The organism is Pedobacter sp. Bi27, assembly GCF_918698255.1.
In the GTDB taxonomy this organism is placed as follows: domain Bacteria; phylum Bacteroidota; class Bacteroidia; order Sphingobacteriales; family Sphingobacteriaceae; genus Pedobacter.
In genome coordinates, this window is sequence record NZ_CAKKMW010000003.1 from 610,277 (window position 1) to 629,345 (window position 19,069).

Here is a 19,069-nt window from a genome sequence, read left to right on the forward strand (position 1 = left end):
ATAAGATTAGCTTAAGGCTAAAGCGTTGAAAATGTAAAACCTTTTTCACTAAAATAAGCCAATACTTTAGGAAGTGCGTAAGATAAACGGTCGAATGCTTTTAAACTATCATGAAATACAATTATAGAACCATTTTCGGTATGTTTAATCACGTTTTGATAACATTTTTCGGGCGAAAGCTGAGTGTCGAAATCACCGCTGAGTACATCCCACATTACAATTTGCAGTTGGGAGTTGAGAGTTGTGGGTTGGGAGTTGCTGGGCGCTTTAAACTCCGAGCTCCAAACGCCAAGCTCCAAGCTACGAATCTGGCTCTTCCTAATCCTTCCATAAGGTGGGCGAAACAGGTTTGTTTGTGTAAGTTCCTGGCATTTTAGCGTATTTTGAAGGTAGGTTTCATTATCGGTTTTCCAGCCTTTTAAATGATTGAAAGTATGGTTGCCAATGGCATGTCCGTCGTTTTTTACACGTTCAAAAACTGCGGGGTGTTTTACAATATTATCGCCAATGCAAAAAAATGTAGCTTTAGCATTAAAGACTTTTAAAGTTTTTAATACAAAATCTGTAACATTGGGTATGGGTCCATCGTCAAAGGTCAAATAAATAACTTTTTCGGTGCGGGATTTATTCCATAATAGTGATGGATAATACCATTTTAGCAGAAGCGGTGATTTGATCAGGTACATTTTAGCTACAAAGTTACTAAATGCCTGTACAGATTGAAATTATTAAAGTTGTTTATATAGATTTGAAACAAATTATGAAGATGTTTACCAAGAATAAGTTAATTACCGGTTTTGCTTTTGTTATCGCGCTCAGTTTTGCCAATAAGGCTAATGCCCAGCAAGTTTTAACCATCCAACAGGCAGTAGATAATACCCTTAGAAATAATTTACAGATTAAACAGGCCGCATTTAGTGCTGCGTTAAGCAATGAAACGCTAAGTCAATCTAAAAATGCGCTTTTACCAACGCTTAACGGATCAGCAAGTTATAATAAAAACTTTGGCCGTAGCATCGATCCATCAACCAATCAGTTTATTTCACAGCAATTTTCATCAGCCAATGGTAGTGTAAGTGCAAGTGCCGATCTTTTTCAGGGCTTTCAGAAAATAAACCAGATCAGACAGAACAAACTTTTGCTTGCTGCCGATCAAACCAATGTAGAGAAAATCAAAAACGATTTAATTTTACAGGTGGTTACCTCATACATGCAGATTTTGTACAACAAAGATTTGTTGGCAGCTTCGCAACAACAGTTAGATGTAGCTAAACAGACCTTAAAAAGGGAACAAGCTTTGTTAGATGCTGGCAATAAAACCTTAGCCGATATTTCGCAGGCAAAATCTCAGGTAGCTACTGCCGAGTTAAATACTACAAATGCTCAAAATACATTGTCGGTATCTTATTTAACTTTAAATCAATTGATGGAAATGCAGCCAGAAAACAGATTTGAAGTAAAGGCACCTGTTGTTGCAGAAAATTATTCTTTGCAGAACAGTTATGATATTAATACAATTTTTACCAGTGCGGTAACTAATTTCCCTGATATTAAGTTAGCATCATTGAGAACTGAAGCTGCATTAAGAGGAATTAGTGTTGCAAAATCTTCTTATTACCCAAGACTATCAATTGGAGCTGGTTTAGGATCTAATTTTTCAAGCGGTAGAAGTAAGGTAGTTTCTATTACCCCAAATGGATTCTCTGAAATTGGAAGAACCTTAACAACAAACGAATCTGTTGTTGCACCAGATTTTGTAACTGTTTTAGGCAAACAAGCCTTTGGTTCACAAATAGAAGATAACTTTAACCAATATATTGGATTAAATCTTTCTATTCCTATTTTTAATGGGTTTCAGGCAAGAACAAATGTTAGAAAAGCAAAAATTAACTATCAGAATACACAGGTACAAGAACAACTTACCAAGAATAATTTAAGCAAGGTAATCTCTCAGGCTGTTTATGATTTAAAAGCAGCAGAAAGCCGTTATTCATCAACGCAGAATGCATTTCAGGCACAAAAAGATGCCTTTTATGTAATTGAGCAGCGTTATAATGTTGGTTTGGTAAACTCTTTAGATTACAGCACGGCTCAAACCAATAGAAATAAAGCGGAGATAGATTTTATCCAGGCTAAATATGATCTTTTGTTCAGGGCTAAAGTAATTGATTATTATTTGGGTAAACAGATCACATTTTAAGATTAAAAGCTGAAAATAGAAAACGGAAGCTTTAGTTTTATACCATAACATTACAACGTTTTAATTTTAAAACATTACAACATAATACAACAAACGAAATACAATCAATAAATTATGAAACTGAAGCATATTATTATTACCGTAGTTGCTATCGTAGCTCTTCTAGTTATACTAAAGCTAACTGGAGTTATAGGCGGGAACAAAACCGAAAAAGTAACTACAGAAAAAGCATCAGATAAAACTGTTGTTGAAACAGTTACTGCAAGTGGTAAAATTCAACCAGAAACTGAGGTTAAATTAAGTTCTGAAGTATCGGGAGAGGTAGTAGAATTAAAGGTGAAAGAAGGAGATATTGTTAAAGCCGGACAATTGCTTTGTAAAGTACGTCCGGATGTTTTGCAATCGGGTTACGAAAGAACAGTTGCTACCTTTAATGCGCAAAGGGCCAGTGTGGCTGCAGCGCAACAGCAATTGATACAAAACCAGGCTAACTTTGTAAATGCAGAAGCAACTTACAAACGTAATGTAGAGCTTTTTAATAAAAAGGTAATTTCTGCATCAGAGTTCGATGCTGCCAAGGCGTCTTATCTAACTGCTAAAGCAAATCTGGCCAGTGCAAAAGAAAATGTAACCGGTGCTAAATTTACGCTAGAGCAAACAGGGGCAAATGTTAAAGAAGCAGGTGCAAACTTAGCTAAAACAACAATTTATGCTCCGGTTGATGGAGTGGTTTCAAAATTGTCAATCGAATTGGGAGACCGTATTTTAGGAACTTCGCAAATGGCAGGTACAGAAATTATGCGTATCTCTAACCTATCATCAATGGAAGTTAATGTTGATGTTAACGAAAACGATATTACCCGTGTAAAAGTTGGCGATAAAGCTTCGATTGAAGTTGATGCTTTCTCAGATAAAAAATTTAGGGGTGTAGTAACCGAAATTGCAAGTTCATCAACAGCTGTTGGTACTGCGGTATCTACTTCAGTAGATCAGGTAACCAATTTCTCTGTAAAAATTAGAATTACTGAAGAACTAGCTGGTAAACAACAATCTATTTTCCGCCCGGGCATGTCGGCCACAGTTGATATTGAAAGCGAATCGTTAACAGGTTTAGCTATTCCAATTCAGGCTGTATTTACCGATAATGGTAAATCTGGTGATGCTGGTCAAAACCAGGGCAATCAGGAAAACACCGATAAGCAGAAATCTAAATTAACCGATAAAAAAGTGAAGCAATATATTTATGCTTACGATGCTAAAACTAAAAAGGTTAAAAAGACAGAGGTAACCACAGGCATCCAAAATGACCAGTTTATTATTGTAAAATCTGGTGTTAAAGCTGGTCAGGAAATTGTTACCGGTCCTTATTCTGCCATCCAGAACAAGTTAAAAGACGGAATGATTGTAGAAAAAACATCTAAAGACCAATTGTTTAGCAAAGACGCTAAGAAGTAGTTTATAATTAATAGCAAGAAATAGTAACTTGCGTTGTTTAAGGTGTATTCCTAAGGGTTTAGGGTGTAAGGTTTAAGGTTGAGGGCAATTGGTCCTAGCTTTACACCTTACACCTTTTGCCTTAAGCCTTTAAAAGGCCTTACACCTTTTACCTTAAATATTTTTTATAAACATGGTACCTAAAATAGCAATGATTGGGGGCGGGAGCTGGGCGACTGCCATTGTTAAAATGCTTGCAGATAATTTATCTGAAAAGGAAATTTTTTGGTGGATGCGCAACGAGGCTGCCATAGCGCACATTAAAAAATTTAAGCATAACCCCAATTATATTAGTTCTGTTGAGATTAAACTTACTCAGGACGACCATATCTCTTCAGATATCAATTCCATCATAAAATCTGCCGAATTTGTAATTCTAAACGTTCCTGCAGCATTTTTAAAAGACACTTTAACTTCCATCACCGCTGAAGATTTAAAGGGCAAAAAAATCATTTCAGCCATAAAAGGCATAGTACCGGAAGATAATCTGATTATCGGCGAATTTTTGCACGAAAATTATAATATCCCATACGATGATATTTTGGTGGTTAGCGGACCATGCCATGCCGAAGAAGTAGCTTTAGAAAAATTATCATACCTAACCATAGCTTGTACCGATGTAGAAAAGGCATCCACTTTCGCTTCATTTTTAAATACCCGTTACATTAAAACAAACGTATCAGACGATATTTTCGGGACGGAATATGCTGCGGTTTTAAAAAATATTTATGCCGTAGCCAGTGGTATTTGTCATGGCATTGGTTATGGCGATAATTTTCAGGCCGTATTGATCAGCAATGCCATCCGTGAGATTAAACGTTTTGTTGATGCCGTTCACCCCATCAATAGGGATATTATGGAGTCGGCATATCTTGGCGATTTGTTGGTTACAGCCTATTCGCAGTTCAGCCGCAACCGTACGTTTGGTAATATGGTAGGCAAAGGTTATACCGTAAAATCGGCCCAATTGGAGATGAATATGGTGGCCGAAGGCTACTATGCAGTTAAATGTATGCATATTAAAAATCAGGCGTACAATGTGGATATGCCAATTTGTAAGGCGGTGCACAGTATTATTTATGAAAACCGTTCGCCGCATATCGAAATGAAATTACTGGCCGAGAAATTAAATTAGTGTCGCCCTGAGGGATAATTTATGGTGTAAAATGGATATAAATGACATAATGGGTTTTTATCGTATTTTAAGCTTCAAAGAATCGTCATTGCGAGAAGGCTTTTTCAGCCGACGAAGCAATCTTACAACGATCGCTACTAGCGTGCGCATTAAGATTGCTTCGTCGTGCCTCCTCGCAATGACGACCTTTCTATAGGAATCTGTCAATGCTAGTATAGTCAAAAGATCTATTTAATTTATCAGCCTCTGGAAGTCTTCGACTACGCTCTCCACAGGAGTCCTTTGGATAGACTGAAAACCGCTCTACTTAAATTTGTAGCCAGCTTCATGTTTCCTTGCAACCGTAGCTGTTTAGCCCCGGGCAAAGCGGTATCCCTGAAGCGCAGTGGAAGGATACAGCGTAGAACGGGAACAAACTTAAATAGATGCTGTGCCCATGCGCTCCAAAAAAACAATTTAAATCTTTTGTAAAGCAGGTTTGGTGCTTTTCGGTTAGGGTAGTCCTTCTTTTCGCTATTATCTTTTTGCGATCCGTTAGTGGGGATTTTTTTGGCAGTGCAACAAAAAGGATAACCGCTTCAATAAGGTTTATTTAACGGGAGGCAGTGCAAAAAAACGAAAAAAATAATTTTTGCTTGAGGAAAGGAAGTAATTAGGTGTTTTGTACTTCTTGCAGCACCAATTGCTTAGCCCCGGGCGAAGCGGCATCCCTGAAGCGCAGCGAAAGGATACAGCGAAGAACGGGAACAAACCCTAATAGTTGTCACTGTCTTTGTGCTCCAAAAATGATTTATTTTTTATCTCAATTATGCTTATGCTTAGCCACGTAAATATGGTTTATTTAATATTATCTGCGATAAAACAAATACAGCGATAAACTGTTATCACTTAAATAAAATATAGCTGTCATGAAAAGAAAATTAGTAATGGGTTTATTAACGCTGGCCTTATTTGGAGGTGCAGCCTTAACCGTAAATGCTCAGGAAAAGAAAAAAACTGAGGTTGGTAAAGCATTAGATCATACCGGAAAAGCAATTGGTAAAGGTGCTAAATCTGTAGGTAATAAAACTGCCGAAGTAGCAGTAAAAGGCAGTTCGAAAGTTGCAGATAAAACCTGGAAAGGTAAAATGGCTCCAGATGGATCTAATGTTTACATCAATGCCAAGAATGAAAAATATTATGTAAACTCGAAAGGTGCTAAAATCTGGTTAAAACCTAGTCAGATTAAAAATAGACCTGAGCCTAAGAAATAGAAGAATGTAATTTAAAGAAGTCAAGTTTTTAAAAACCTGACTTCTTTTTTATAAACAAAACGGAGGGTTTAATCTATACTATCGTTCCGTAAAGATCGAAATCTTCAGCCCGGTCAATTTTCACATTAACAAAGCTTCCGTTAGCGGCATAACCTGTAGCTGCATCGATTAAAACCTCATTATCAACCTCAGGCGAGTCAAATTCGGTTCTGCCTACAAAGAAATCGCCTTCTTTTTTATCTACCAGCACCTTGAAGGTTTTGCCTACTTTTTCTTGATTAATATCGAACGAAATACCTTGTTGTATTTCCATAATATCATCAACACGTTGTTGTTTTACTTCATCAGTAATATCATCAACTAAGGTATGTGCATGTGTTTTTTCTTCATGCGAATACGTAAAGCAACCCAAACGATCGAATTTGGTTTCTGCAACCCATTCCTTCATTTCTTCGAAATCATGTTCAGTTTCGCCAGGATAACCACAGATTAGCGTGGTACGCATAGCGATGTTTGGCACTTTATCACGGATCTGATTGACTAAATCGATGGTTTTTTGTTTGGTGGTACCACGGCGCATCGATTTCAACATATTATCGGTAATGTGCTGTAATGGCATATCCAGGTATTTGCAGATGTTATCGCGCTCGTTCATGGCATCTAAAATTTCCATGGGGAAACCAGAAGGGTAGGCGTATTGCAAACGGATCCATTCGATTCCGGGAACATCCGATAAACGGCGCATCAATTCATCTAACTTGCGCACACCATAAAGGTCTAAGCCATAATAGGTAAGGTCCTGAGCAATTAAAATCAATTCTTTTGTGCCGTTTTTAGCTAAGATTTTGGCCTCGTTAACCAATTCTTCCATTGGTTTACTCAAGTGTTTGCCACGCATTAATGGGATGGCACAGAAAGAACACGGACGGTTACAGCCTTCGGCAATTTTGAAATAAGCGAAATGAGAAGGAGTGGTGAGCAAACGCTCGCCAATAAGTTCGTGCTTATAATTGGCACCTAACTCATGTAAAATATTCTGTAGATCGTTAGTGCCAAAAAAGGCATCAACGTTGGTGATTTCTGATTCAAGTTCGGGTTTGTAACGTTCAGATAAACAACCTGTAACCACTACTTTGCCAATTTTACCGGCTTCTTTTAGTTCACTGAACTGTAGAATGGTATCGATTGATTCTTGTTTAGCATTATCGATAAAACCGCAGGTGTTAATTACAACGATATCATCTTTGCCCATCTTGTCTGATTCGTGCACAACATTTAAATTGTTGCCACGCAGCTGCCCCATCAATACTTCCGAATCGTATATGTTTTTTGAACAACCTAATGTAATTACATTAATTTTTGGTTGTTTAATTGCGCTTTTACTTCTTACTATTTTGGTATTCATATTAATTTTATTTACACCTTCCTTGCGGCTTGATTCCACAGATTTGGTGATTCCACTGATTCTGGTGTGGATATTTAAAGGACTACACAGCTATTCTTTTTACCTCACAGCTTGTGTTGCCAAAGTTAATCAGTAATCCTGTCTTAATTTTACTGGCTTTTAAATAAGATATAAGTTGGTTCTGAAATAATTTAGGTTGATACCCGGTTACAGATTTTAATTCAACAATTACCTTTTGCTCTACAACCAGGTCACATCTAAATTTACCAATAATTTGGTCTTCAAACATCACTATAAACTCCTTCTCAACATCAAATTTTAACCCAGCTTGCTGAAGTTTTATTTTAAGGGCATTAACATAGATCTTCTCTAAAAAACCTGGACCTAATTGCGTATGGACATTGTAGCAACAACCAATTATAATTTTGGTAAGCTCATGGTTTTCATATTCTTCCATTACTAAAATTACATAATAATCTGTGTAATCCTGTAATCTGTGTAATCAACCACGAAGTGAATTGTAGGCTAAATCCTCGGTGTAATCGACCACGAAGTGTTATTTAAACAAACTATTCACAAACTCTTTCTTATCAAAAAGCTGTAAGTCGCCAATTTTTTCTCCTACGCCGATATATTTAACAGGAATCCTGAACTGATCTGAAATTCCGATTACTACTCCACCTTTTGCTGTTCCGTCTAATTTTGTAATGGCCAATGCATTAACATCAGTCGCTTCGGTAAACTGTTTGCATTGTTCAAAGGCGTTTTGTCCGGTCGAGGCATCTAACACCAATAAAATTTCATGCGGTGCACCTGGCACTACCTTTTGCATCACCTGTTTAATTTTACCCAACTCATTCATCAAACCGATTTTGTTGTGTAAACGTCCGGCAGTATCAATAATCACTACATCTTCATCGTTAGCAACAGCCGATTGTAAGGTATCAAAAGCAACAGAAGCAGGATCTGAGCCCATAGCCTGTGCCACAACCCTCACGCCAACGCGTTCTCCCCAGAGTTTAATCTGGTCAACGGCCGCAGCCCTAAAGGTATCGGCAGCACCTAATACTACTTTAAGTCCCGATTCTTTAAGTTTATGGGCCAGCTTTCCAATGGTAGTGGTTTTACCAACACCATTTACGCCAACCACCATAATTACATAAGGTTTATGATCGCCGTATTCGAACTGGCGGAAATCGTTACTGTTGTTTTCGGATAAAAGCAACTGGATTTCATCACGAAGGATAAAATTTAGTTCTGAGGTATTGAGGTATTTATCTTTGGCAACACGTTCTTCGATACGTTTGATAATTTTTAATGTAGTACTTACGCCAACATCAGAAGTAACCAAAACTTCTTCCAGATTATCGAGCACTTCATCATCAACAGAAGATTTTCCTGCTACAGCTTTGGTAATTTTATTAAAGAAACCGTCTTTAGTTTTCTCTAAACCTTTATCCAGTGCTTCCTGAGCTTCAGGTGCAGTTTCTTTCTTTTTGAAAAAATCGAATAAACCCATATCTAAATTTTTATATAACAAAAAAAGCCCTTCCGGTTAAAACGGAACGGCCTTTAATATTTTTAATATTAAAAAATATTAACCTTATTTAGATGCAATAGCATCTTTTACGTGGTCGTTGTGTACGATAAGTTCTTTGAATGAGTAAGCACCGGTTTTTGGTGATTTTACCATTGTAATTACTTTCGAATATTCTTTACCTGTACCTGTTTTAAGGGTTGCAACTACTTTCTTTGCCATGTTCTTATAATTTTAATTATTAGATTTGAGATATCAGACATTAGATTTGAGACTTGCAAAATGCTTTAGTCTTTAAGCTTTGGTCTTTTATTTCTAACCTATTTAATTTCTTTATGTACGGTTACTTTTCTCAATACTGGATTGAATTTTTTCAATTCTAATCTCTCAGTAGTGTTTTTACGGTTTTTGGTAGAAATATATCTAGACATACCTGGCATGCCACTTTCTTTATGTTCAGTACATTCTAAAATAACCTGAACTCTGTTACCTTTTTTTGCCATTTTAATATAAATTGAAAACTGTTAATCTCAACAGTTAATGTTTTTTACAAAAATCCTTTTTTTACGAAACGGTTAATTGCTTCGCTAATGCCCACTTTATTGATGGTTTTAATCGCTGAAGTAGAAACTTTCAACGTAATCCAACGGTTTTCTTCAGGAATATAAAATTTCTGAAGTTGTAGGTTTGGGTAAAATTTGCGTTTGGTTTTAACGTTTGAGTGAGAAACGTTGTTACCTACCATTGCTTTTTTTCCTGTTAAATCACAAACTCTTGACATGACTTGTAAATATAGTTGTTAATATCGTCCGCTTAATTTTTTTAAGAGTGTGCAAATATCTGAATAATAATTGTAAACAGCAATAGCTTAGCTAATTATTTTTATAATAATATTTATGGGCAGAAAAGGTTTGTGCAATGTTTGTTAATGCCAAATCTTAAATTCTTCCTATATTACATCTATTTAAAATAAATTATTTCTTATCAAACGTTTGATATTCATTTTGATACGATTAGACTGTTTCTCCTTATTATTATTTATTTAAATTAGCCCCCACTAATCCAAAATATAGAACGAGCAATGCAAATTACATCTTTTAAGCAATACGAAGAAGATTATAAGAAAAGCGTAGAAAACCCAGAGCAGTTTTGGGGCGAAGTGGCGCAAAACTTTCAATGGCGCAAGCCTTGGTTCAAAGTATTATCCTGGAACTTTAACGAACCAAATATCAAGTGGTTCGAAGGCGCTAAACTTAATATTACCGAAAATTGTTTAGATCGGCACTTGGCCACCAATGGAGATAAACCTGCTATTGTTTGGGAACCTAATAATCCTGAAGAAGAAAGTGTTACTTATACTTATAAAATGTTGCACGAACGCGTTTGCCGTTTTGCCAACGTTTTAAAACGTAATGGTGCAAAAAAGGGCGACCGGATCTGTATTTATATGCCTATGGTGCCCGAGCTGGCTATTGCTGTTTTGGCCTGTGCCAGAATTGGTGCCGTTCACTCGGTTATTTTTGGCGGGTTTTCTGCTAAATCTATTGCCGACAGGATTAACGATTCGCAATGTAAAGTAGTGATTACGGCCGATGGTTCTTATCGTGGCAATAAACAGATTCCTTTAAAAGATGTAATTGACGATGCATTAATTGGTTGCCCAACCGTTGAAAAATGTATCGTGTTAACCCATATCCGTACACCTGTTTCGATGCTGAAAGGCAGGGACGTGTGGTGGGAAGATGAAGTTAAACACGTAAATGATATTTGTGAAGCGGAAGAAATGGATGCGGAAGATATGCTGTTCATTCTCTACACATCCGGCTCTACCGGAAAACCCAAAGGTGTGGTGCATACCTGTGGTGGTTATATGGTTTATGCGGGTTATACTTTTTCGAATGTATTTAACTATCAGCCTGGTGAGGTTTATTTCTGTACCGCCGATATTGGCTGGATTACCGGTCACTCTTATATTGTTTACGGACCGCTTTCGCAAGGTGCTACTTCGGTTCTTTTCGAAGGGATTCCTACTTACCCTACACCATCACGTTTTTGGGATATTGTAGAAAAACATAAAGTAAATACTTTATATACTGCGCCAACGGCTATCCGCTCATTAATGAGTTATGGTGAAGATCCATTAAACGGCAAAGATTTAAGCTCAATCCGCGTTTTAGGCTCGGTAGGAGAGCCGATCAACGAAGAAGCATGGCATTGGTTCGATGAGAAAATCGGGCACGGTAAAGCGCCTATTGTTGATACCTGGTGGCAAACGGAAACGGGAGGCATTATGATTTCACCTATTGCCACGGTAACACCAACCAAACCTAGTTTTGCTACATTGCCTTTACCAGGAATTCAGCCAATTTTAGTTGATGAAAATGGTAATGAAATTGAAGGAAATGGCGTAATGGGAAATCTTTGTATCAAATTCCCCTGGCCGGGCATGTTGCGTACCACTTATGGCGATCACGAACGTTGCAAACAGACTTATTTCTCTACTTACGAGAATTTATATTTTACCGGTGATGGCTGTTTGCGTGATGAAGATGGTTATTATCGGATCACAGGTCGTGTTGATGATGTATTAAATGTTTCTGGACATAGAATTGGTACCGCTGAAGTGGAAAATGCCATTAATATGCACGCTGGTGTGGTAGAAAGCGCAGTTGTGGGTTATCCGCATGATGTAAAAGGGCAGGGCATTTACGCTTTTGTAATTTACCCTGAAATGCATGGTGAAGCAGAATTATCTAAAAAAGATATTTTACAAACGGTTACCCGTGTAATTGGGGCGATTGCCAAGCCCGATAAAATATTGTTTGTTTCTGGTTTACCCAAAACACGCTCGGGCAAAATTATGCGTAGAATTCTGCGTAAAATTGCCGAAGGGGATACCACTAATTTAGGCGATACGTCTACACTGCTTGATCCAGGTGTGGTAGAAGAAATTATAGCGGCGGCCAAAAAGCTTTAACCATAATTTTAAGAAAAAGAAATGGCCCCGAAAAATCGGGGCCATTTCTTTTATGCTGTTTCTAGTAACCTGGGTTCTGAACCAATTTAGTATTTGCATCAATTTCACGTTGTGGAATTGGGAAAACTAATCTGGTAGAATTCCAGGGTAAGCTACCAATGTTGGTTTGCGTTCTTTTTGCATCATGTAATGAAAAGCCTTCAAAAGCAAATTCTAGTTTTCTTTCATTTAGAATATTTGCCAGGGTAGCGGTTAGTGTTGTTAAGCCAGCCCTGCTTCTAACGGTGGTTAAATCTTGTAGTGGTGTAACGCCTCCAATAGGAGCAGCCGGAGCTAAGCGTGCATTAGATTCTGCCCTGATTAAATACATTTCTGCCAACCTGATAACCGGAACATTTCCGAATTGATTACCAAATTTCGCCGTAAACATATCGTCATCGTCATAAAAAGCATTAATCCTGTCATCATTTGGAGCATAGGTTGCATCAATCCAATCTTGTGAAATTACCGCATCCCCGCGGCCACCAAATGTAGATGAACCATAAAATTCATTAAAACCATTAAATCCGGTAAGCGTTGTTACCTGCACGGCAAAAACATCTTCAGTAGTATTGTCTCCAGGTTTTGCGGGTCTTCCACTTTCTGGCATTTTAGGGAAAGCACTCAGATAAGTATCTGTTAAATGATAATTTCCAGATGTAATTACCCGGTTTGCAGCTGTTCCGGCTGCAGTATAATTACCTATTTGCAAATATAGTCTGGCCAGCATGGCTGCCGCAGCAGATTTAGTTGCGAAAAAACCATTAGTGGCCGGAAGTTTAGCTTCTGCCTCTGTCAAATCTGTTATCGCCTGATTGTAAACGGCAGCTACTGTGGCCCTGCTTACATAATTCGCTTCGCTTATGAGATTGGTTGGTGTTAACACAATTGGTACGCCCAAATTCGTGCTTGGAGAGCCATCATTGTAGGCTTTTGCAAATACCCTAACGAGTTCGAAATATGCCGACCCCCGGATAAATTTAGCTTCTCCCTCTACTCTATTCTTTTTCGCAGGCTCTACTTTGTCGAGGGCAGCAATTACATTATTGGCATCATTAATTGCGGTATAGCCTGCAGCCCAAACATTATCTACAAAGGTATTTGTTTTTAAAAGCTGTTTATTGATGGCCTGGGTCAGTTCCTCATATGTTCCGCCCCATTCAATGGCATCAGTATTTGCTAAGAAATCTGTTATTAAAAACGAACGGCCGCCAAAAAAATTACGGCTACCGAGATCTGAGTAAGCACCAACCAAGGCTCCTTCAACATCCTTTGATGTGAGTAAAGCATTCTTTTGCTCAATGGTATCAACAGGATTTATATCGAGTGCTTTCTTGCACGATGATAAAGCCATCAAAAACATGCAAGCAAATATGATATTATTTATATATGTCTTTTTCATTTTGATTCTTTTTTTAATTATAGGCCAATGTTAATACCTAATGAAATTACCCGTGGTTGTGGTGCTGAGTAAAAATCTACGCCTTGGTTAATGTTTGTAGATTGATAATCTGCATTAACCTCGGGGTCCCATCCTTTGTAACCAGTTATGGTAAGCAGATTTTGTGCCGTAGCATATAACCTTAATTTGCTTAACTTAATTTTGGTTAATACCGAAACCGGAAAAGTATAGCCAAGCGTTAATGTTTTTAAGCGGACATAAGAACCATCAGATAAATATCTTGTTGAGTTTCCGATCCCATTGCCTGCAAACAAACGGGGCTCCGGAACAGATGTAACATCACCAGGTTTATCCCAATAGCTCATTTGATCTGCAGTTTGGTTGTCATAACCGTTTGATGCATTGGCGCTCATATACTGGCCGCCGGCATTGAAAATTTTATTGCCTTTTACACCTTGAAAAAATATACCTAAATCGAAATTCTTGTACGAAAACGTGTTATTTAAGCCAAATGTATATTTAGGATTAGGGTTGCCTGCAAAAATCCGTTGTGCATCGTTAATGTTATTTGTTGTACTCCTGTCTACATTGCCATTTGCATCAACTGTGTTTTTGTAATAAATCGCATCACCATTAGCCGGATTTACCCCCGCATATTCCGGGATGTAAAATACGCCGATCGGTTGCCCTGAAATAGCCGCATTTATTTCATTGCTATTTAAAATCTGCCCGCCTAAATTTGTAATCTTATTGTTGTTAATTGCTCCTGTTATTGCGGTTGACCATTTAAACGCGCCTACAAAATTTTCTGTATTGATGCCCAATTCAAACCCGGTATTTTTTAATGAACCTAAATTCTGGGTTTTAGTAGAGAAACCTGTTGTTTGCGGGATAGGCACATCTAATAATAAATCGGTGGTGTTTTTTTGATAGAAATCAAAAATTCCTGTAATTCTATTCTTTAAAATACCAAAATCAAAGCCGATGTCGAGTTGCTTCGTTTTTTCCCATGTTAAGTCCGGATTGGCTATCCGCGAAGGAATCTGCCCAGGCAAACCACCATATGCTCCTGTTCCAGCGAATAAACCACGGGCAGAATAATTACCAATTTCGGCATTACCCGTTAAACCATAACTGGCCCTGAATTTTAACAAACTGATGGTTTCACTTTGTTTTAAGAAATCTTCTTCAGATGCAATCCAAGCCACTGAACCTGCCGGGAAATACCCATATCTATTATTGGTTCCAAATCGTGATGAACCATCAGCCCTTACACTAAAGCCCACTAAATAACGGTCGTTGTATTTATAATTGGCCCTAAAGAAATAAGACAGAAAGCTAAAAGCACCTTCATTACTGGTTGCAATCACTTTTGTTGCAGCAGAACCTAATTTAATGTAAGAATCACTTGGGAAATCCTGTCCTTCGATGGTGCTGTACTTGGTGGTTGATTTTTGATAACTTGTACCCAAAATAACATCAAAGGCGCTTTTGCCGATAGTTGTATTATAACTGAAGAAATTATTGGTATTCGCATTAATTACAAAAGTCGAAATATTTTGCCCGTAGCCATTTGATGTGCCTGTATTTCTAAAAGTCAATGAACCATAATAACTTTCTTCGTTTTGATTTAAGTTATCAATAGAAAAATCAGTGCTGAATTTTAATCCCTTAGCAATGTTTATGTTCGCAAAAGCTTTGCCAATTGTCCGGTACACGGTTGCTTTATAAAAAGCATTATCGACACTTATAAATGGATTATAGTATAACGGATAGTTTGAAGCTGCTCCGGGTAAAGTTCCACTTATTAAACCCGACCTTGGGTCTATAAAAGGCGTAATGGGAGAGAGCGCTACAGATTGTAACGGACTTGAAAAGGCATTATCATTTGATAGCCTGTTATTGATACTGTTTGAAAAATTAAGGTTAATACCCACTTCTAAAAAATCGGTTACTTTATTGGTCAGGTTTAACCGGCCGCTATAGCGTTTATAACTGTTGCCTATCACAATTCCTTGTTGATCTAAGGCCTGGCCACCGATGTAAAATTTCGTTTTTTCATTTCCTCCTGTTAAATTAAGGTCGTATTGTTGCGTAACAGGTTTATCCTGAAAAGAAGCAGCTTCCCAGTTAGAGTTTACCTTATAAGTTTGATAATCGTTGTTGCCCGCCGAATACCGGTTTAAACGCGCCTCTACACTTGCGCTATAATCATCTAATGCTTCTTGCAGGGTTGCGTAATCTCCATTGAGGAAATCCTGATTCGCCTGGCCCTGCCCAGCCCTGCGCTCTATTTGAACGTACTGTTCTGCATTTAAAAAATCCCTATGGTTAGAAGGTGAGCTTATGCCACCAAGTGCGTTAAACTGGATAAGTGTTTTGCCTGCCTTACCCTGTTTGGTTGTGATCAATACCACACCGTTTGAAGCTCTTGCGCCATAAATTGCCGATGCCGATGCATCCTTTAATACTTCTATAGATTCGATATCATTGGTGTTTATATCTGCCAGCGCACTCGTAGGCGCAGTAGTACTCGAAAAATCTCCCGAGGTAATTGGTATTCCATCAACGATGTATAGTGGCTCGCTACCTGCTGTTACTGATGCAGCGCCCCTTACCCTTACCGTTATTCCCTGCCCTAATTTTCCATTTTGAGCGGCAATCTGAACACCTGCTGCTTTTCCTTGTAAGGCCTGTTCAAAACTTGTTACTGGTAAGTTTTCCAGGTCTTTAGATTTAACAGAGGCTACAGATCCTGTCACATCACGTTTATTCTGCGTTCCATAACCCACCACCACCACATCCGATAGCGTATTGTTTTCTTCATCAAGATTTACGTTAATGCTTTGCCCGGTAATAGGCACTTCTTTGGTTTTGTAACCGATAAAGCTAAAAATAAGTGTTTTGGCATCATCCGAAACGGTTAATTTAAAGGCGCCCGAGGCATCACTCTGCGTGCCGTTAGCTGGTGAGCCTTTTACAAATACGCTAACGCCCGGAATTGGTCCTGAGGCTGACGTAACTTTCCCGGTAATCACTTTGCCTTGTGCGAAAGCAAACGAAATTGTACCGAGATACAAAAGCATACTTAAGAGTAGTTTTTTCATCAAATTGGTAGTTTAGTTAGTAATGTTTAGTAGTTCGTTAAAACGATTTTTTAATATAATTAAAAATTTTTATAAAACCTGCTGTAGTGAAGCAAAATCGGATAGTTGTTTGGTTTTTTGAGCTTAAATCAAAACAAAAAGCGGTAAAAAGTGTTGATACATTTAAAAAAGCATATTATTTACCACAAAAAAACACGAGCATGGATAAGTTAGAATTAAAAGGGAAGTGGAATGAAATAAAAGGAAAGGTTAAACAAGCTTATGCCGATTTAACCGACGATGATTTAAAACACGAAGAGGGGCAAGACGATGAATTGTTGGGGAAACTGCAACAAAAAACAGGAAAAGGAAGAGATGAACTTGTAAAATGGATCAATTCATTATAACATCAATTTTATTAATCATATACAGGCGGCCAATTTTGGTCGCCTGTTTGGTTTAAAACCTTATGTCATGAGTGATATTGCACAACGGTTTATTCAAAATCCAATACTTTGTCCAAAAGATTTAGTGCCGAGTACAACGGGCCTGGAAATCGCATGCCTTTTAAATCCTGGTGTTTTTACCTTTCAAAATAAAATATGGCTTCTGGTGCGGGTAGCAGAACGGCCCGCGCAAAAACAGGGACTTATCTCTTTTCCGGTTTTAAGGAAAAACGGCATCGAAATTATCGAGATAGCGGAGGCAGATCCTGCTTTGGTAGCTAATGATCCAAGGGTGATCAATTATCAGGGTGCCGATTATTTAACCACCTTATCGCATTTAAGGCTCGTTTGCAGTGATGATGGCGTGCATTTTTATCAACCGGCCGGTTATCCTTTATTACAGGGTGAGGGAGAAGATGAAACTTTTGGCATTGAAGATTGCCGTGTATCCCTAATTGATAAAACCTACTATTTAACCTTTACTTCTGTATCTGCCCATGGGGTAGGGGTTGGATTAAGGACGACAAAAGATTGGAAGTGTTTTGAGAAACACGGCATGATTATTCCGCCACACAATAAAGACTGTGCTATATTTGAAGAACGCATTAACGATAAATTTTACGCCTTACACCGGCCTAGTAGTGTGGCGCTGGGTGGTAATTATATCTGGTTGGCCGAATCTCCGGATGGCATTCATTGGGGCAAACACAAATGTATCATCAAAATCAGGCCTAAGCACTGGGATAGTGCCCGTGTTGGTGCCGGCGCTGCCCCCATAAAAACCGCAGCAGGATGGCTCGAAATCTATCATGGTGCAAACGGAAAACGTCAATATTGTTTAGGCGCTTTTCTAATGGATTTAAATGATCCATCCAAAGTACTGGCCAGAACCGAAGAACCGATTATGGTAACAACAGCAGATTACGAGCTGCATGGTTTCTTTGGTGAGGTGGTATTTACAAACGGCCACATCGTTAACGGAGATGAATTAACAATTTATTATGGTGCAGCTGATGAGTTCGTTTGCGGGGCCAAGTTTTCGTTGAAAGAAATTTTGGAGGTGTTGGCTTTTTACCACTAAGACACAAAGACACAATTTTCTGCATCATGCAACCAATGAACTTTGTTTTTTTACCACCAAGACACGATTTGTGTTTTTATACTTTGTAGTAGGAATTAATGAACTTTTAGGCAGGAAGGGAAGAGTTTTTTTATACACTTTATAGTCCTGATAGTATCACAAAATTTCGTTTTTAAACCGGCTTGAAGGGAAGATCCTTTTTTGCGGCCTGAGCAATTGGGTATTGGGCAAAAAAGACCGCACTGGTCTTAGTGTCTCGCTAAGACCTTTTTCTTTTCGCTCAATAAACAATCGCCCATATTTATGAAGCGGATGACTGAGGGTACAAGTATTGTAATATTACCTAGGAAACCTTATCCTCGCGGAAGGAATGGTTACCTAACAGATTATGGAGAAGTTTACCGCAGTAACCCTAGCTATTATCCCAGGTTTAGTTTTTAATTTTAGTCATCATGAATATGAAAAGAGCTTATTATTATCTGTTTTATAAACTATATAAATTTTGGGAAGTGGTATCAATACCTAGAGTTTTGGAGCGATTGGAAAGCGGAATTTTGTACTGATGTTTATTGCTATTTTGGGAGCATCTGTTTTGGTTTATTACAAGGTATTTATCAATAGATACTTCCATTTAAGTGATTCTAACTTACCTGTTATTATTGTCTGTATTTCAATATCAATCTTTAACTATTTCATTTTTCACCATAAAAATCAATGGAAAGTTATAGTTAAAGAATTTGAAACCTTGCCGATAAAAGAGAAATAGACGCGGATCGGTTGTGGTTGGGCTTGTAATAATTGCTGTAATTTTAGATCTTGTATTTAATGAGCAGAATAGATTGGAGTCGATATCGATAGAATGATAACCGTTTATATAACGTTTTTTATAATTTGGAATAAATAATGGGAGGTTTGTCATGTAAAACGGTACGTTGGTGTAATTTTTTTGCTAAATGTTGATTATCAAGAGAAATTGATCACATCAAAACATTTAAATATGGTATCTAAATTTTC

General features: G+C 37.9%; 16 protein-coding genes. 7 read left to right on the forward strand and 9 right to left on the reverse strand.

The features are described from left to right. Window positions 1-17: 17 nt before the first annotated feature. Window positions 18-686 (reverse strand): polysaccharide deacetylase family protein, encoded by a 669-nt coding sequence (locus LQ227_RS12760; RefSeq protein WP_230144687.1) that lies wholly within the window; start codon window positions 684-686, stop codon window positions 18-20. Window positions 687-706: 20 nt separating this feature from the next. Here LQ227_RS12760 and LQ227_RS12765 point away from each other — a divergent pair, with 20 nt between their 5' ends. The 4 genes from LQ227_RS12765 (at window position 707) to LQ227_RS12780 (ending at window position 6,082) form a co-directional block, all read left to right on the forward strand. After that, the gene (locus LQ227_RS12765) at window positions 707-2,200 is read left to right on the forward strand and encodes a TolC family protein (protein ID WP_230146658.1); all 1,494 of its coding nucleotides are present in this window, start codon (window positions 707-709) and stop codon (window positions 2,198-2,200) included. A gap of 114 nt (window positions 2,201-2,314) precedes the next feature. Further along, entirely contained in the window at window positions 2,315-3,655 is a 1,341-nt protein-coding gene (locus LQ227_RS12770; protein ID WP_230144689.1) for an efflux RND transporter periplasmic adaptor subunit, read from the forward strand. 172 nt (window positions 3,656-3,827) lie between these two features. Continuing rightward, entirely contained in the window at window positions 3,828-4,829 is a 1,002-nt protein-coding gene (locus LQ227_RS12775; RefSeq protein WP_230144690.1) for an NAD(P)H-dependent glycerol-3-phosphate dehydrogenase, read from the forward strand. 908 nt (window positions 4,830-5,737) lie between these two features. Further along, complete coding sequence (locus tag LQ227_RS12780) at window positions 5,738-6,082, forward strand: hypothetical protein (RefSeq protein ID WP_230144691.1); 345 nt, start codon at window positions 5,738-5,740, stop codon at window positions 6,080-6,082. Between the two features lie 73 nt (window positions 6,083-6,155). On the opposite strand, the gene rimO is transcribed toward LQ227_RS12780, so the two are convergent. The 6 genes from rimO to rpmB form a co-directional block, all read right to left on the reverse strand. Then, entirely contained in the window at window positions 6,156-7,487 is a 1,332-nt protein-coding gene (rimO, locus tag LQ227_RS12785; RefSeq protein ID WP_230144692.1) for a 30S ribosomal protein S12 methylthiotransferase RimO, read from the reverse strand. Between the two features lie 82 nt (window positions 7,488-7,569). Next, window positions 7,570-7,944, reverse strand: coding sequence for a GxxExxY protein (locus LQ227_RS12790; RefSeq protein WP_230144693.1), 375 nt, complete (start codon window positions 7,942-7,944; stop codon window positions 7,570-7,572). Window positions 7,945-8,043: 99 nt separating this feature from the next. Further along, the gene (ftsY, locus tag LQ227_RS12795) at window positions 8,044-9,006 is read right to left on the reverse strand and encodes a signal recognition particle-docking protein FtsY (RefSeq protein ID WP_057932079.1); all 963 of its coding nucleotides are present in this window, start codon (window positions 9,004-9,006) and stop codon (window positions 8,044-8,046) included. An 84-nt stretch (window positions 9,007-9,090) separates the two neighbouring features. Then, window positions 9,091-9,246: a DUF4295 domain-containing protein gene (locus LQ227_RS12800; RefSeq protein ID WP_010599808.1), complete on the reverse strand. Its 156-nt coding sequence runs from the start codon at window positions 9,244-9,246 to the stop codon at window positions 9,091-9,093. 98 nt (window positions 9,247-9,344) lie between these two features. Next, complete coding sequence (rpmG, locus tag LQ227_RS12805; protein ID WP_010599807.1) at window positions 9,345-9,527, reverse strand: 50S ribosomal protein L33; 183 nt, start codon at window positions 9,525-9,527, stop codon at window positions 9,345-9,347. A 44-nt stretch (window positions 9,528-9,571) separates the two neighbouring features. Beyond that, entirely contained in the window at window positions 9,572-9,805 is a 234-nt protein-coding gene (gene rpmB / locus LQ227_RS12810; protein ID WP_025145121.1) for a 50S ribosomal protein L28, read from the reverse strand. Window positions 9,806-10,105: 300 nt separating this feature from the next. Between rpmB and acs the strand changes: the two genes are divergently transcribed. Next, entirely contained in the window at window positions 10,106-12,001 is a 1,896-nt protein-coding gene (gene acs / locus LQ227_RS12815; protein WP_057932078.1) for an acetate--CoA ligase, read from the forward strand. Window positions 12,002-12,062: 61 nt separating this feature from the next. On the opposite strand, the gene LQ227_RS12820 is transcribed toward acs, so the two are convergent. Both LQ227_RS12820 and LQ227_RS12825 read right to left on the reverse strand, forming a co-directional pair. Further along, on the reverse strand, window positions 12,063-13,442 hold the full coding sequence (locus LQ227_RS12820) for a RagB/SusD family nutrient uptake outer membrane protein (RefSeq protein WP_230149546.1): 1,380 nt from the start codon (window positions 13,440-13,442) through the stop codon (window positions 12,063-12,065). 17 nt (window positions 13,443-13,459) lie between these two features. After that, window positions 13,460-16,549, reverse strand: a complete 3,090-nt coding sequence (locus LQ227_RS12825) for a TonB-dependent receptor (RefSeq protein WP_230149547.1) — start codon at window positions 16,547-16,549, stop codon at window positions 13,460-13,462. Between the two features lie 200 nt (window positions 16,550-16,749). Here LQ227_RS12825 and LQ227_RS12830 point away from each other — a divergent pair, with 200 nt between their 5' ends. Together LQ227_RS12830 and LQ227_RS12835 are read left to right on the forward strand one after the other, a co-directional pair. Then, window positions 16,750-16,935, forward strand: coding sequence for a CsbD family protein (locus tag LQ227_RS12830; protein WP_029276197.1), 186 nt, complete (start codon window positions 16,750-16,752; stop codon window positions 16,933-16,935). Window positions 16,936-17,002: 67 nt separating this feature from the next. Beyond that, window positions 17,003-18,055 (forward strand): glycoside hydrolase family 130 protein, encoded by a 1,053-nt coding sequence (locus tag LQ227_RS12835; protein ID WP_230149549.1) that lies wholly within the window; start codon window positions 17,003-17,005, stop codon window positions 18,053-18,055. Window positions 18,056-19,069 lie beyond the last annotated feature (1,014 nt).